This is a genomic window from Acidovorax sp. LjRoot66, assembly GCF_964253305.1.
GTDB lineage: Bacteria > Pseudomonadota > Gammaproteobacteria > Burkholderiales > Burkholderiaceae_C > Acidovorax.
The window spans coordinates 3,029,299-3,041,929 of the sequence record NZ_CAXUQU020000001.1 but is presented as its reverse complement, the minus strand read 5'-3'; the positions used below and the strand labels follow the sequence as shown (position 1 = coordinate 3,041,929).

Annotated in this window: 17 protein-coding genes; all 17 read right to left on the bottom strand. The window is 64.8% G+C overall.

Features of this window, described 5'->3' with window-relative positions:
- Positions 1-4 precede the first annotated feature (4 nt).
- The 17 genes from ACSQ3Y_RS14175 to ACSQ3Y_RS14095 all read right to left on the bottom strand — a co-directional run bounded on the left by ACSQ3Y_RS14175 (position 5) and on the right by ACSQ3Y_RS14095 (position 12,544).
- Positions 5-448 carry a hypothetical protein gene (locus ACSQ3Y_RS14175; protein WP_436177740.1) on the bottom strand — a complete coding sequence of 148 codons (444 nt, stop codon included), beginning with the start codon at positions 446-448 and terminating at the stop codon, positions 5-7.
- Between the two features lie 12 nt (positions 449-460).
- On the bottom strand, positions 461-961 hold the full coding sequence (locus ACSQ3Y_RS14170; protein WP_436177739.1) for a hypothetical protein: 501 nt from the start codon (positions 959-961) through the stop codon (positions 461-463).
- Positions 958-1,941: a hypothetical protein gene (locus ACSQ3Y_RS14165; RefSeq protein ID WP_436177738.1), complete on the bottom strand. Its 984-nt coding sequence runs from the start codon at positions 1,939-1,941 to the stop codon at positions 958-960. The genes ACSQ3Y_RS14170 and ACSQ3Y_RS14165 overlap by 4 nt, the downstream gene beginning before the upstream one ends.
- 56 nt (positions 1,942-1,997) lie before the next feature.
- Positions 1,998-2,672 (bottom strand): phage adaptor protein, encoded by a 675-nt coding sequence (locus ACSQ3Y_RS14160; protein WP_436177737.1) that lies wholly within the window; start codon positions 2,670-2,672, stop codon positions 1,998-2,000.
- Between the two features lie 5 nt (positions 2,673-2,677).
- Positions 2,678-3,073, bottom strand: a complete 396-nt coding sequence (locus ACSQ3Y_RS14155; RefSeq protein ID WP_436177736.1) for a hypothetical protein — start codon at positions 3,071-3,073, stop codon at positions 2,678-2,680.
- 82 nt (positions 3,074-3,155) lie between these two features.
- Positions 3,156-3,569: a hypothetical protein gene (locus ACSQ3Y_RS14150; protein WP_436177735.1), complete on the bottom strand. Its 414-nt coding sequence runs from the start codon at positions 3,567-3,569 to the stop codon at positions 3,156-3,158.
- Positions 3,570-3,638: 69 nt separating this feature from the next.
- Positions 3,639-4,742 (bottom strand): N4-gp56 family major capsid protein, encoded by a 1,104-nt coding sequence (locus tag ACSQ3Y_RS14145; RefSeq protein ID WP_436177734.1) that lies wholly within the window; start codon positions 4,740-4,742, stop codon positions 3,639-3,641.
- Positions 4,743-4,902: 160 nt separating this feature from the next.
- Positions 4,903-5,895: a hypothetical protein gene (locus ACSQ3Y_RS14140; protein ID WP_436177733.1), complete on the bottom strand. Its 993-nt coding sequence runs from the start codon at positions 5,893-5,895 to the stop codon at positions 4,903-4,905.
- A 30-nt stretch (positions 5,896-5,925) separates the two neighbouring features.
- Positions 5,926-6,393, bottom strand: coding sequence for a hypothetical protein (locus ACSQ3Y_RS14135; RefSeq protein WP_436177732.1), 468 nt, complete (start codon positions 6,391-6,393; stop codon positions 5,926-5,928).
- Complete coding sequence (locus ACSQ3Y_RS14130; protein WP_436177731.1) at positions 6,390-6,821, bottom strand: hypothetical protein; 432 nt, start codon at positions 6,819-6,821, stop codon at positions 6,390-6,392. Before ACSQ3Y_RS14130 ends, ACSQ3Y_RS14135 begins: the two co-directional genes overlap by 4 nt.
- Complete coding sequence (locus ACSQ3Y_RS14125) at positions 6,818-8,920, bottom strand: genomic island protein (RefSeq protein WP_436177730.1); 2,103 nt, start codon at positions 8,918-8,920, stop codon at positions 6,818-6,820. The genes ACSQ3Y_RS14130 and ACSQ3Y_RS14125 overlap by 4 nt, the downstream gene beginning before the upstream one ends.
- Positions 8,921-8,925: 5 nt before the next feature.
- Positions 8,926-10,446, bottom strand: coding sequence for a terminase (locus ACSQ3Y_RS14120; protein WP_436177729.1), 1,521 nt, complete (start codon positions 10,444-10,446; stop codon positions 8,926-8,928).
- Positions 10,418-10,993, bottom strand: a complete 576-nt coding sequence (locus tag ACSQ3Y_RS14115; RefSeq protein ID WP_436177728.1) for a terminase small subunit — start codon at positions 10,991-10,993, stop codon at positions 10,418-10,420. The genes ACSQ3Y_RS14120 and ACSQ3Y_RS14115 overlap by 29 nt, the downstream gene beginning before the upstream one ends.
- Positions 10,994-11,177: 184 nt before the next feature.
- Positions 11,178-11,438: a hypothetical protein gene (locus tag ACSQ3Y_RS14110; protein ID WP_436177727.1), complete on the bottom strand. Its 261-nt coding sequence runs from the start codon at positions 11,436-11,438 to the stop codon at positions 11,178-11,180.
- A gap of 58 nt (positions 11,439-11,496) precedes the next feature.
- Positions 11,497-11,790: a hypothetical protein gene (locus ACSQ3Y_RS14105; protein WP_436177726.1), complete on the bottom strand. Its 294-nt coding sequence runs from the start codon at positions 11,788-11,790 to the stop codon at positions 11,497-11,499.
- On the bottom strand, positions 11,787-12,305 hold the full coding sequence (locus ACSQ3Y_RS14100) for a hypothetical protein (protein WP_436177725.1): 519 nt from the start codon (positions 12,303-12,305) through the stop codon (positions 11,787-11,789). The genes ACSQ3Y_RS14105 and ACSQ3Y_RS14100 overlap by 4 nt, the downstream gene beginning before the upstream one ends.
- Entirely contained in the window at positions 12,305-12,544 is a 240-nt protein-coding gene (locus tag ACSQ3Y_RS14095) for a hypothetical protein (RefSeq protein WP_436177724.1), read from the bottom strand. Before ACSQ3Y_RS14095 ends, ACSQ3Y_RS14100 begins: the two co-directional genes overlap by 1 nt.
- Between the last annotated feature and the right edge of the window lie 87 nt (positions 12,545-12,631).

The following is a 12,631-nucleotide window of genomic DNA, read 5'->3' as shown; positions in this document are numbered from 1 at the left end:
CAGATTAGAAGCTCGGGAGCTGCAGCGTGTAGTAGTTCACTGCCTGGGGCGCGGCCGCCACCAGATCCACGTCGGACAGGTTCAGCTCTGCGCCGGCGCGGGCCACGGTGCCTTGCAGGCGCGGCTGGGTGGTGGACAGGGCGCCGGTGTCAGCGCTGCCGACGTGGCGGAACCAGGCGGCCGTGCCCGTGGCAAGCACAGGGCCGCCCCAGGTTTCGCTGCCCAGTTTCTCGATGAAGCCATCAGCCGCTGCAGCGGCCAGGTTCAGCCCGTCGCTCACGTTGTCGCCGTAGACGGTAAGCAGCAGGGTGGCGCCGCCAATCGCGGCATCGGCCGTGGCCGGCTCGGCGCCCGAATAGATGTGGATGAAACCATCGGCCAGCGCGGCCTTGGCAGAGCCAGTGGCCAGCATGTAGTTGCGCAGCCCGGTAGATGCTTTGAGGGTCATGGTGATGGTTCCTTACATGGAAACGAGTTGAAAGGCGGCGAGGGCATCCATGTAGATGGAGTTGTCCACCGACCGGGCCGTGGGGAAGCGCACGATGGAATACAGGATGCCGGTGCTGCCGCCCTTGGCCGACGTGGTGCTGATGAAAGCGCCGTTGACGGTCAGGGTGGCGTTGAACTGGTAGCGGGCCATGGCGTCGGCATTGGACAGGCCGCCATCGGTCACGCTGCCCAGCGTCACGGCCTTGCGCGTGGCGCCGTCGTAGCCGGTCACCTCGGTGACGATGGACTGCAGGGTGGCCGCCGTCTCGGTGCCGTCGGGCACGTGCGCACCGGACCACAGGCCCATGTACAGGTTGGCCGGGCCGGTGCCGGCCTTGAAGAACTGCGCAATGGCGTTCAGGCCTTCCATCGGCACGCGGTTCTTGAGGGAGTCGCGCCACGCCTTCATGCCGGTGTGGCGGTCGCGTGCCGTCATCTCGTAGACGAAGCCGCAAGGCAGGAATGCGTTCATGGGGTAGCCTTTCGGTGAATGGTTGCCTCGATGTAGGAGCCGACACCGGCACCTGCACTACTGGGGGTGGAGAGCGCGGACAGGATGGTTTTCATGCCATCCGTCTCGCGGAAGAGAGTGGAGGCTGCGCCTTCGACCTCGATGGCCACATGCGCCTCCTGCAGGTTGGCCAGCTCGCCGGCCGCGTTGCTGCCCATCAGTCCGCGCAGGGACATCCAGTGCGCGGCCCCGTCATTCTGGTAGCTGGGCTGCTGCAGCGGGCCGCCGTATTCCTTGACCGCGCGCAGGGCCTGGGCAGGCAATCCGCCAGGCAGCCAGTACGTTTTGTCGGACAGCACGAACACGCCAGCCTCCACGGCGATGATGGCCGTGATGGGCATGGGGAAGATCGCCCAGTTCTTGGCCTCGTCGCGCAGGCCCGGCGTGAATGGTTCGCTGTACAGCAAGTAGCGGCCCACGGCCACCAGCAGCCGGGCGCCCTGGTGCGCAATGCAGGCGCCTGGTGGCATCTGGGCCAGCTGCACGTCGCCCACCATGCGGGGGGCAGCATCCAGCCAGCGTGGGGTTGGGCCGCCTGCTACAGGATGGTAGGAGCCGACCCGAATGCCGTCCGTGAAGTAGATGGCCTCGTTCACCTCGCAATACACCACGGGGGTCACGCGGCCGTAGCCAGTGGCGACCTGGGTGCGCGCCGTGGTTCCATCAGCGGCCACGTCGATACGGTAGATGTCGCCACTGTCGCAATACAGGCCATAGGCCCCGCTGCGTGGGCTCCAGCCAGAATGGCAGTCCAGCCCGGATTCGCTCAATGCGTAGCCGGGGCGGGTCTTGATGACGCCCTGCTGGGTGACATCCACATTCACCGCGTCGCGCAGAAGGTGGCCGCCGTCAGGCAGCGCCAGGGCGAAGTCTGGGGCGCGGTTGTCCATGCCCAAGGGGAAGGGACCGATGCGGGGAGGTTTTGCGGGCGTCGTAGCCATGGCGGCCAGTGTTCCTGCGGGCAGGGTTCAGGGCGAACCCTACCGGGGGGCGAGAATTACCAGCTGCAGCGCACGATTGGTGGCCGCTTGTCGCGCTGCTTGCGCTGCACGTTGGCGTCCGGCCGGGCGCCGAAGGATGCTTCAAACAGGGCCCCGTACTCTGCTGCCTTGACCGGGTTCAAGGTTTCAGGGTCTGCTTTGAGGCAGGCGCAGCGATACACCCAGTTCTTCAAGGCCTCATGGAAGCGCTCGGGCAGCTCGGGCTTCTGGGTGTCGAGGTCGGCGCTAAGCTTCTTGAGGGCCCCGCGGTACACGGTGAGGGTCAGGGTGCCGTTCTCTGGCGGCACGCGCACCAGGCGGATGGCAGCCGGGTTGGAACCGCTGGCCTGCTGGAAGATGTACTCGCGGGCCGTGCCGGTGCGAGTCTCCCAGCCGCTGGGGCCGCAGGCGTCCAGGGCCTCCACGCTGGTTTCCTCGATCTTGCGGCCGTTGAGGGCCACGCGCTTGACCTGGAAGACCGACGGGTGCAGCGGGTAGACAGCGGTACCGGCCACCACGGCGATGGTGCACACCGATGCGGTGGTGCTGTCCTCGGTCAGCTTGGCCCGCTCGTTGGCCTCCTGCACCGCCGCGTTCAGCCATCCAACGATCTCGGCGTCGGACCACAGTGGTGGATCCTCGGCGTCCGAGAGGTCGGAGCGGAAGTCGGCGATGAAGTCGGCAACGTTCATGGCAATCAGGCGCCGGTAGCGCCGCCTTCGGTCTTCTCGCCGCCGGCGTCCAAGTTCTTGGAGACTTCGGCCCAGACAGCGTCCACTTCCTCGCGGGATGCCTGAAATCCGATTCGGGCGTTCACCTCGCGAAGGTTCGGCTTGCCATCCTTGTTGAAGTCTTCCTCATTGGCACCTTCCAGCATGGCGTTCATGGCGCCCGCAATCAGGGCTTTCCGGTCGAAACCGGTCGCCAGCACTGGCTTCTCGTCTTCGGTGATCGATCCAGGGATCGCGCCGCGCGAAATGGCTTCGCGGTGGAAAATCTGGTCGATCTCAGCGCCTTCAGGAGGCACCACACAGGTGTGGCCGGTCGTCAGAGCCACGTGCAGCGGCTGGGCAGTGGGAGAGCGGAATTTCATGATCGTGTCCTTCAAAAAACCCGGCGGTGATCAGGCCGCCGGGTGCAAAAGGCCATCGCTGGCCTGACCACTGAGAAAGGATTTAGCCCTGGGTGAAGGCTGCGCGGCCGTCCACGATGTACAGGACGGTCAAGCGGCCCGCGCCAGCCGATGGGGCCGTGCCGGCGCCAGTCCAAACCACGCCGACCGTGCTGGCCTCGGTGGACTTCTTGCCGGTTGGGACGATGGGTACCGCGCCCACGGCAGTGATGTCTGCGGACTGGGCCGCATAGGTGGTATTGCCTGCCGAAGCTGCGCCCACCTTGTCACCAATGGAGAACTGGTCCGTGGTGGCAGAGTTGAACAACGTGGTGATGGCCAGGTGACCACCCACGACGATGGCGCCGCCTGGCAGGTCAACCGCTGCAGCGTAGGTGCCGCTGACGAGGTCGGAGTAGACGAAGTCGGCAGTGGCCGCGATGACTTCCTGGCGGCCGGATTTCTTGGTGATAGGCATGATGAGATTCCTTCAACATCAGGGGAAAGAGGAAGGACGGCGCCCGAAGGCCCCGCCCCGAAGCGCTGCTTACTGCAGGTAGTGGTCGATGGAAACCACCGAGAAGTCTTCGACCGACTTGTCGTAGATGCTGTAGAACTTGGGCTTGAGGAAGCCCAGCATCTTGTCGATGTTGATACCGACGCTGGAGTCGTACTGGAACTTCTTCTCCACCCAGTCGCCGTCACCGATTTCGGCCATGCCCAGGGCTTGAGCACCGCACAGCAGGGTGCGCGAGCCGTCCACCAGGCCACCGGAACCCCACTTGGCGCCAGAGGCTGCGCCCTTCGTGTTGTAGACCAGGTTGTGCTCGTGGATCACGGCACCGTCCACGGTCACGGTCGCACCGGTGAACCATGGGGAGTCCATGCCGGCCTTCGTGGCGACGGCCACCACAGCGCGCTGGTAGTCGGGATCCTTCTTGAGGGCCGCCAGCGTCTGGGGGTGCACGAACATCACGTAGTACTCCTTGCCACCGGCCCGGATAGGCTTGACGTAGTGCGACTTCGCGTAGGCGATGGCGTCCACGATCATGGTGTACTTGGGCACGTAGGCCGTGGTGATCGAGCCGGTGGCCGAGATCTGCAGGCTGGTGCCGTCGAACATCAGCGAGCGCTTGGCCGAGGGGGCCGACACGTCGGAGGCGAACTCCAGGTTTGGGAACGGAGAGTTCACGCGGGCGGCGCCGTTGTTCTCGAAGGCGTAGCTGATGCCCGAGAGCGTCAGGAATGCCAACTGATCCATACGGGAGCCCAGCCACTGCGCCAGCTTGTCGCGGCCCTGGTCGCGGAAGTTGATGACCGAGCGCTGATCCGACAGCTTGCCCTTGTTGCGCACGCTGTTGGTCATCAGATCAATCGAGATGATCTGCTCGTAGTTCTTCATCGTTTCTTCGTTGCCTTCGCGCTCGTTGTCCCCGATCACGCCATCGCTGGTGAGGTCGGCCACGAGTTGGAACAGGCACTGGTCGCCCTTTTCAGTGGCGGTCAGTTCGGTGATGCGATGGATCACGTTGTTGTCACCGGTGCCGGTGAACTTGGTGATGAAAGCCTGGTCGCGGGCGGCTTTCCATACGACGCGACTCCACAGCACTTTCTGCTGCGAGTTGAGTTCGGAAAAGGCGGTAAATGCCATGTCATGCTCCTTGGATTGCGGTCTCGGGACATGACGCCGCCCAGCTGCGAGGAACATGACTTTTGAGGCGGTCAAGAGCGCCGGGGCTTAACGTCCCCCAGACGGAATCACCTGTTTACTGAGCCTGCGGGGCGGTGGTTCCCCGCAGGACTTGGCTTACTCAGGCGTTACCCAGAGCCTTGCGCAGTTCGTCTTTGGGCACTGCTGCGAACTGGTCGTCATCCAGTGCTTTCCAGTCAATGCGGTTGGGCGTTGCGCGGTTGCCGATCCCAGCCTGCACAGCGGGTGGCTGCCGATCTGCATCTGCAGTGCCACGGGCGATTGCTGCTGGTGTGCGCAAGTCTTTCGCAGGTGCCGGCTTCTCAGAAACCCTACTGGGGGTGTCCGGGTCAGGCGCGAACTTCGGGGCGATCTTTGCGGCCGCTTGCTGCAGGGCGAGGTGCAGCGGCACCCCTTCGCGGTGGAGCTTGTCGCGGTATGCCACGATCATGCTGGTGGCCTCGGCGCCCTCAGGCTCGTTCAGCCATGGGTATGCGGCCATGGTGGTATCAACGGCCGCCTTCAGCAGGGTCTTTGTTTCGCGGGTGGTGAACTCGGTAGCCGCAACTTCGCGGGCCCGGGTGGTGGCTTGGTCCACCAAGTGCGCGTTGATCTCGCGGCGAATGGCGGCGGCCTTCTTGCCGTCACCTGCGTACAGGGCCTCGGCGTATTCCTCCTCCTTGGCGTCCACATCCATCGCATCCTGGGCGGCCTTTGCCGCTGCCGGGGCTGCGGCCGGGTTCGCGGCAGTGCGCAGGCGCTCGATTTCTTCCTGGGCTTCCTGCAGCTTGCGGAGTGCTTCCTTCTTCTCCTCGTTCACCTCATTGAAGCGGGCCTTGGGGATGCCTACGGTACGGCGCCCGCCTTGCCCATCGGCGCCTTCTTCGCCTTCGGCCTCGGTGGCACTGCCTGCTGGTGGGTCGCCGCCGTCGCCACCGGCCCCGCCAGCGTCTGCGGCATCGGCCTGGGCTCCAGATGGCTCTGGATCGGGGTCGTTGCCGAAGTCGGGCTTCTCTTCGACGGCAGCACCGCCGCTATCGGCCCCGCCATCTTCGGCGGGCTTCATGTAGCCGCTGTAGGGTTGCAGGCGGCGCTTGAGTTCTCGGATGTTCATGGTGGTTGCTTTCTCAGTGGTGGTGGGAAATCAGCGGGTTTGCTCGCGGGCAATGGCGTGCACGACCCCATGGAAGACATAGGCCGCCGCGCGCTGGCTGGCCGACAGCGTGGCCACCATGGGCCCGTGCTGCGCGGTGGGGTGCAAGTCGGGGTTGTTCAGGAATGCCGAGACCTTGGCCCGGGCGTGCGCGCGCTCCTTCTCGGGCAAGCGCTCCCAGGGCGGGGCCGTGTAGTCGCCGTAAGCCGAGTTGTGGGCGGCGACCGTTTCGTGTGCCACGCGGGCGATGGCCAGCACGAGGCCGTCGTCAGCGCTATTCGGTCCGGCCGGTTCCTCCGTTTCAGCCTCGGCAGCCAGGCGGTCCTTCCGCCAGCATTCGGCGCATTGGTGCATGCCGCCCTGCCCTTCCTGGCCGCAAATGTCGGCTTCGCCGTGGCCCGTTGTCCTTCGATCTCCGCAATAGGTGGTCATGGTCTTCTTTCTCTCGGTGGTGGTCATTGGTGCCGGGCCTTGTCCTTGGCCACGGCTGCGCGCCAGATGGCTCGGGCATCCTCCAGCGCGTTGTGCGGAATGGCCGACGCCTCGCTGTCCAGGTCGCGGCGCACCTCCATGCTCAGCGGCGGGGTGTCGATGCGCATGCCGGGTCCGGTGATCAACGCTCGGCAGAAGTGCGCGATGTCCTCAGGCCAGTCGGCCACGATGAGCACACACCGGTAAACGGCAAGCCAGGCTTCCATGCGGGTCTGAAGCATGCGCAGTGATGCGTGGGGGCGGCCCAGCACCGGCATGACGTTGGCAGCCACCCACGGCGAGGGGTTGGGGCAGTTCAGGACCGCGTAGAACTCGCGGCCGTTCTCGTCCACCATGGCCAGGGAGATCAACTCCCCGCCGAAGTCGTTGAACTCGGTGTCGATGTAGATGTTCATGCCACTACTCCGTCCACTGCGGGCGTCTCGATCCCGGCCTCAAACCCCAGTGCCGGGCTGGTGGGCGTGAGCGGGTCGGTGTTGTTGGGCACGCCGTCGTCGGCCTGGGCGCCGACAACCGCAGCGGGGTCGGGCATGTCGACGTATGGCGCGGCGTCCTGGTCCTGGAACCCGATGGTCCCCAGCAGCTGGTCGGCCGTGGGCGTCACCAGCGGATTGGCGGCCACAACCTGGGCGCTCTGCATCGTGCTGTACACCGTGCGGCCGCGCACCTCGGTGGTTTCGGCGCGGGTCTTGTCGGCCTTGGCCAGGGTGAGCTCGGCATCGGCCTCTGCCTTCGGGTCGGGCGCTGGTGCACCGGCCCCGGCCATCTCTTCGAGGATGGCCTGCTTGTCCGTGAGGTTGGAGTAGCGCACGACCGTGGTGTCCGGCAGGCGAACGCCCTCGCGGCGCATCTCGATGGCCTGCTTGAACTGGCTGTTCTCGAAGGTCACCTGCATCGGCTGCTCGGAGATCACCACGTCATAGGTGCCCACCGTCACATCGTTGATGTAGGCGCCGGTTTCGGGGTCGAACTTGTTGATCTCCAGCACCTCGACCTTCTTCTTACCAGTCATCGGGTCCGTCTCGGTGATGCGGAAGATCCGGTAGCTGTCGTAGTACCGCTGGATCAGTTTCAGGACGCGAATGGCCAGAAGCTTGCGGGTGTAGGCCAGGTTGTCCAAGGGCGTGGCCAGCTGCTGCTGGCTGGCGAACTGCTTGGACTGGATTGCCACCCCGGCTTCGTCGTTGCCCCCCATGCCGCGCATGGCCTCGGGCACCGTAACGTCCTTGAGCGCCTGGGTGGAGCGGTCGATCAGGCGGTCCACGCCGGTGGGTACCTGGTTGGGCTGGATCTTTTGGGGTGGTTTGGAGCCGACCTTGTACTCCAGCACCAGCCCAGTCTGGGCCCCGACCTCCTGCAACTCGTCGGTGTCCATGTTGGTCAGCGAGTTCTCCTCCACGACCCATCCGCTGTTCGCGCTGGTGTTGATGATGTGGACGAACTGGCTCACGCCCTTGTTCAAGGCTTCCTGCGGCCCGATGGCGTTGTCGACCATGCCCCGGGTTTTGCCTCGGCGGAAGTAGGCAAAGTACGGCACCACGGTGAAATGCTCGTAGGGGCTGAACTCGTCGTGCAGCGTCTTGCTGAAGGTGGACACGGTCCACTTCACGCGGCGGCGCATGCGGCGGGTTTGGATCGCCCCCTTCTCCAGTGCATCCTTGATGGAGTCGGCCGCCATGTGTTCCATCACGTGGATGTCGCCGGTGTCCGGAAATACCAGGCAATCGGTCATCGTGTATTCCCACCGCTGGCGGTCGATCACGCGGTAGCGATTGCGGCCATCACCTTCAGCGCCGTAGGCGTCGTACAGGGCGGTGTCGTTGTTGCCGAACTTGTTGCGCCGGCCGTCATCGTCGGCATCGCCAAAGTCCTGGCCCTGGTCGTTGGATTCCTCGGCCTTGATCCGGGCGGGCTTCTTGTACAGCTGCTCGATCTCGTCCAGCGTGAGCCAGCGCGTGATGATCACATCGCTCCACTTGTCGGGGTCGTAGCTCTTGGCGTCGGGGTCCGGGATCACATCGCGGGGGTCCAAGTCGCTGACCGCCACCTCGCCCTTGATGTTGTTGTCGAAATCCATGCGGACGTCGTAGTAGCCGCGCTGCTCGATCAGCCCGTCGCTGAAGACCTTCGTCTCCACCCAGTGGAGGCTCGACGAGTCGGCGATCTGCATTGCCACCTTCTGCAGGATGGTGGCCACCTCCATATCGCCCTTCGCCCCGCGCGGCTTGAACGCGATGTCCATGCGGTTCTGGATCTGGTAGCCGATGGCACTGTTGACGCTCGGCAGGATCTCGTTGAACTCGTAGAACGGGCGCTTCTGCGCGGTCAGGATGTCTTTGTCGGCCGCGCTCCACTGCTCGCCGCCGCCCAGGTACATGCCTTCGCACCGGGCGGCCTGCTCGGTGTAGTCAACGTGACCACGGTCTTTCCCGTGGCAGTACCGTTGCCAGTTCTCGCGCGCTGCCTGGTCTTCGGATGTGGAAGAGGTTGCCATGGTTGTCATGCGGCCTGGGCCGATCCCTGTGTTTTGTTACGGACGCCGAGGCGGTCGCGCCAGCTCTTGGCCGGGGTCGCGGTGGTGGATGCGATGGGGCTGGCGAAGGTCAGCAGCAGCGAGTCGGCGCAGTCCGGGCTGGACAGGCCGCGCGACTTCATGTCGTCCTTGCTCTCGATCACGATGCGCATGCGGTTGTCGTAGCCGTATTGCGGGCCCGTGAGGTCCGTTTCCATCTCGGGGTCTTCCGGCAGGCATCCGCCCTCGCTGAGCCAGTCGCGGCCCAAGCTCCACAGCTCGGAGCGCTTGTTCCAGTACCTGTTCTCGCTGACAGCCTTCTCGCCGACCTGCACGGGGAAGATGAGCTTGCCGAAGCCCATCTGGCGCAAGCGGTCGATCAGGCCCCAGCCCAGGCCTGTGGCGTCAATGAACACGGCGTCGGGCTTGAACTCGTGGATTTCGCCAGCCACAACGTCGGCCAGCTCCATCAAGTCCTTGATCCGGTACTTGCGTTGGGGCCACACGTGCTTGCCCTGGCGGCGGGTGATCACGCTTTGGTCATCACCATGGCGAGCAACGTCCACGCCCATGGTCTTGGCGAAGTGCTGGTAGCCCTCTGCCTTGCGGCGCATGGCGGCGGCCACCACGTCCAGGCCGATGAACTGCAGGTTGCCGGCGCGTGGGAAGACTCCACGGACGCGCACGCGCACGAAATCGTGGTCTTCGCCGTAGTCGTCGATCCACTTCTGGATCTGCGCCTTGTTGGCCATCTTGGCCGTGCGGCTGTCAATCTGACGGGTGGCCCAACGGTGCTTGAACTTGCCGAAGCACTGGGCAAAGCGGCCAGTGGTCTGGGTGGGGTTGCCGAAGGCCAGCCACATCGCGCCAGGCGTGGTCATGGCGCCCTCGGTCACTTCCCAAATCTTGTCGGCGATGGCGGATGCCTCATCGAACACCACCAACACGTGCTTTTCATGGGTTCCGGCGAAGGCTTCGCTGTTGTGCTCGGTCCAGGGGATGGCGGCAGCGAACCAGACTTCGGGGTACAGGACGTGGGCGAACTTCGTGGCTGTCCAAGTGAACCAGTCCTTGTTGATGCTCAGGTTGTGCCACTTCGACAGCTCGCGCCAAGTCTTGGTGGTCAGCTGTGTCTTGGTGTTGGCAGTCACCACCACCTGCGGGAACTCCCGCGTGCTCATGAACCACAGGATGATCCAGGCCACGAAGCCGGTCTTGCCGATGCCGTGGCCGCTGGATACCGCGATCTGGATGGCGGTCTGCAGCGCAGCGTCAGCAGACTGCCCAGCCAGCAGAGCCTTGCGGATCTCGCCCATGACATCGCACTGCCAGACGTCGGGGCCCGTCTCATTCGCCAGAGGCGTTCCAGCCTGCCCCCAAGGGAAGACGTAGCGCACGAACCCCTCGGGGTCGTTGTAAAAGGCGGCGATGTCCTCGATCAGCTCGATGTCGAGCTTCGTGAGGCTGGAGAGCCGGCCCTTACCGCTTGGCTGCGCGTGCGCGGGCATTGAGCATGGCCTCCAGGAATGTTGCGTCAGGGCGGTTCTGCTCGTTGTCCTTCTCGTACATGCCCAGGATCTTGGAAGCCTGGTCGAGGGCCACGTTCTTGTTGGCGATCTTGTATTTCTTGACGTAGCCGCGCAGCACTCGGGACTCGCCCACGCCGTCCCACTCTTCCAGAACATCCAGGCCCACGATGCACGAGGCGGTGTCGTCGTCCAGCTCAGTGACTTCCTTGGGCCGGCCGTCCGGGTGAAACATCTTGCGGGGGTCGAAGAAGGCGATACGGGCGATCTCGCGCTCCACCCGATCCTTGGTCAGCTCCATGGCGGCCAAGCGCTCATCCTGGCGCGCAGCGATCTCCGAGTGCTTTTGTTCCAGCAGGGAAGCGATCTGAGGTTTCCGGAGGTTCTCGGCCCCGATCTTGTAGGCCGTCTTGGCGCTGTAACCCGCAGCCAGAGCGGCTTGCGTGGCATTTCCCGAAATCAGGTATTCCGCTACGAACTTCGCCTGTTTCGGCAGCAAACCATCCACGCGCAGGGGCGCGGAGTCCACCTTTTTGGCGGGCTTGGAAGTCTTTGGGGTGGTTGCGGCAGCTTTTGCTACCTTTTTTGCTGGCATGCCCGGCAGTCTTCCGGGTGCGGGTGTGTAGGTCTAACCCTACTGGGGGGGGCGCATCTACCCGCCTGCAGCCATGGCAGCCCACCAATGGAAACGGGCCCGAAGGCCCGTGGTGTGGTCAGCGCGGTGGCTCAGATGGCTCGAAGATGGGGCCGCCCTGCATGACGCGCGCCTGTATCTCGTCGACCCGTGCATGGAGATGCGCGTGTAGGCGGTCGTTCATTTCTTGGCCTATCAAGGTGTAGAGCTCGTCCAGCATCCGCCGCAGGTGCTGGCGCGCGATGCGGGCGCCCCTTACCCGTTGCTCGCTGGAGCCGTCGTGCTCGCAGCGGACGATGTGCCGCCAGATCTTTCCGCCTGGCAGGGTGGCGGTGCCCATGACCTCTGTCCACTTCCGGCGGGGCCCGAGGGGGATGTGGGTGCTGAAGGTGATGGATTCACCGGGCATAGCGGCCTCTCTTGGATGGTGGGTATGGCAACGGCTGGGCGCCGGGGACCGCGGGCCGGTGTCTCCGGTCATGCTCTTCCAGCAGGCGCAGCGCCGGGTGCACCGCGATTGGAATCGGCTCCAACAGGCCAGGCACGTCTTCAGGGGCGAACCCGTATTTCGCCAGCACGGCGTCCCGCAACTCCTTGCAAACCACCAGCACCCAGCGGTCGGGGCCGACCATGGCCAGGATTTCGTTGCGCTCGTCCTCGAAGGACATTTCGCGCAAGGGCTGCTCGATCATGCATCGCTCCCCAGCAGATCCATCTGCGCATGCGGGTCAGGCTTTCCCTGCAGGCGGCGCACCTCGCCTTCCAGCGCCCGGTTTGCACGCTGCAGCTTGCGCAGTTCGGCCAGCATCTCGGCCAGGGCCACGCTGGTTTCCCGGCCGTATTCGATGTTGCTGAACTGCACGACGTCGCCAGAGAGGCGCTTGGCCAGGGCGCGGCGCTCCTGGGGCCACATCCGCATTTCGTGGTCGCCGAGCTCCACGATGGTCATGCCGTCGGGCAGGTCGGTGATGGACAGCGGGCGCGGCGGTGGGAGCTGGTCGATGATCTCCACCACGCCAGGCACGGGCCGGCGCAGCTTGCCGTCGTCCACCCAGCGGTTCACGTGGTCGTCGATGGTGGTCAGCTTGAAGCCGGTCACGTCGGCCAGGACCTGGCGGCTGGCGATCTGTGCCTGGGCCCGGAGGTCCACCAGGGCGCCCCAGATGATCTGGCCGGTGTTGCGTTTCTCGTCGGGTGCGGTGCTCATCATTCCCCTTTCGGCCAGCGCGGCGTGGCGTTCTTGGTCGCTGCGACGTGGGCCGCGAACTCGCTGATTGCCTCACGGTGCTCCGGCCGTGTCTCGGGGCCCGTGGCCTTGTAGCGACGGGAATAGGCTGCCTCGCATGCCCGGCACTTGCCGCAGCGGCCGTCCTTCATGCGCCGCGCCGCACGGTAGTCTTCGGCGGGCTTCTCTTGCTTGCAGCTGATGCAGGTTTTCATCATCAATCCCCCTTTCCTTGCAATGCCCGTAGCCGGGCGTGTTCTGCCTTGATCTCTCGGTGCGCCTCTGCTGCGCCTTCGGCTCCAAATGCG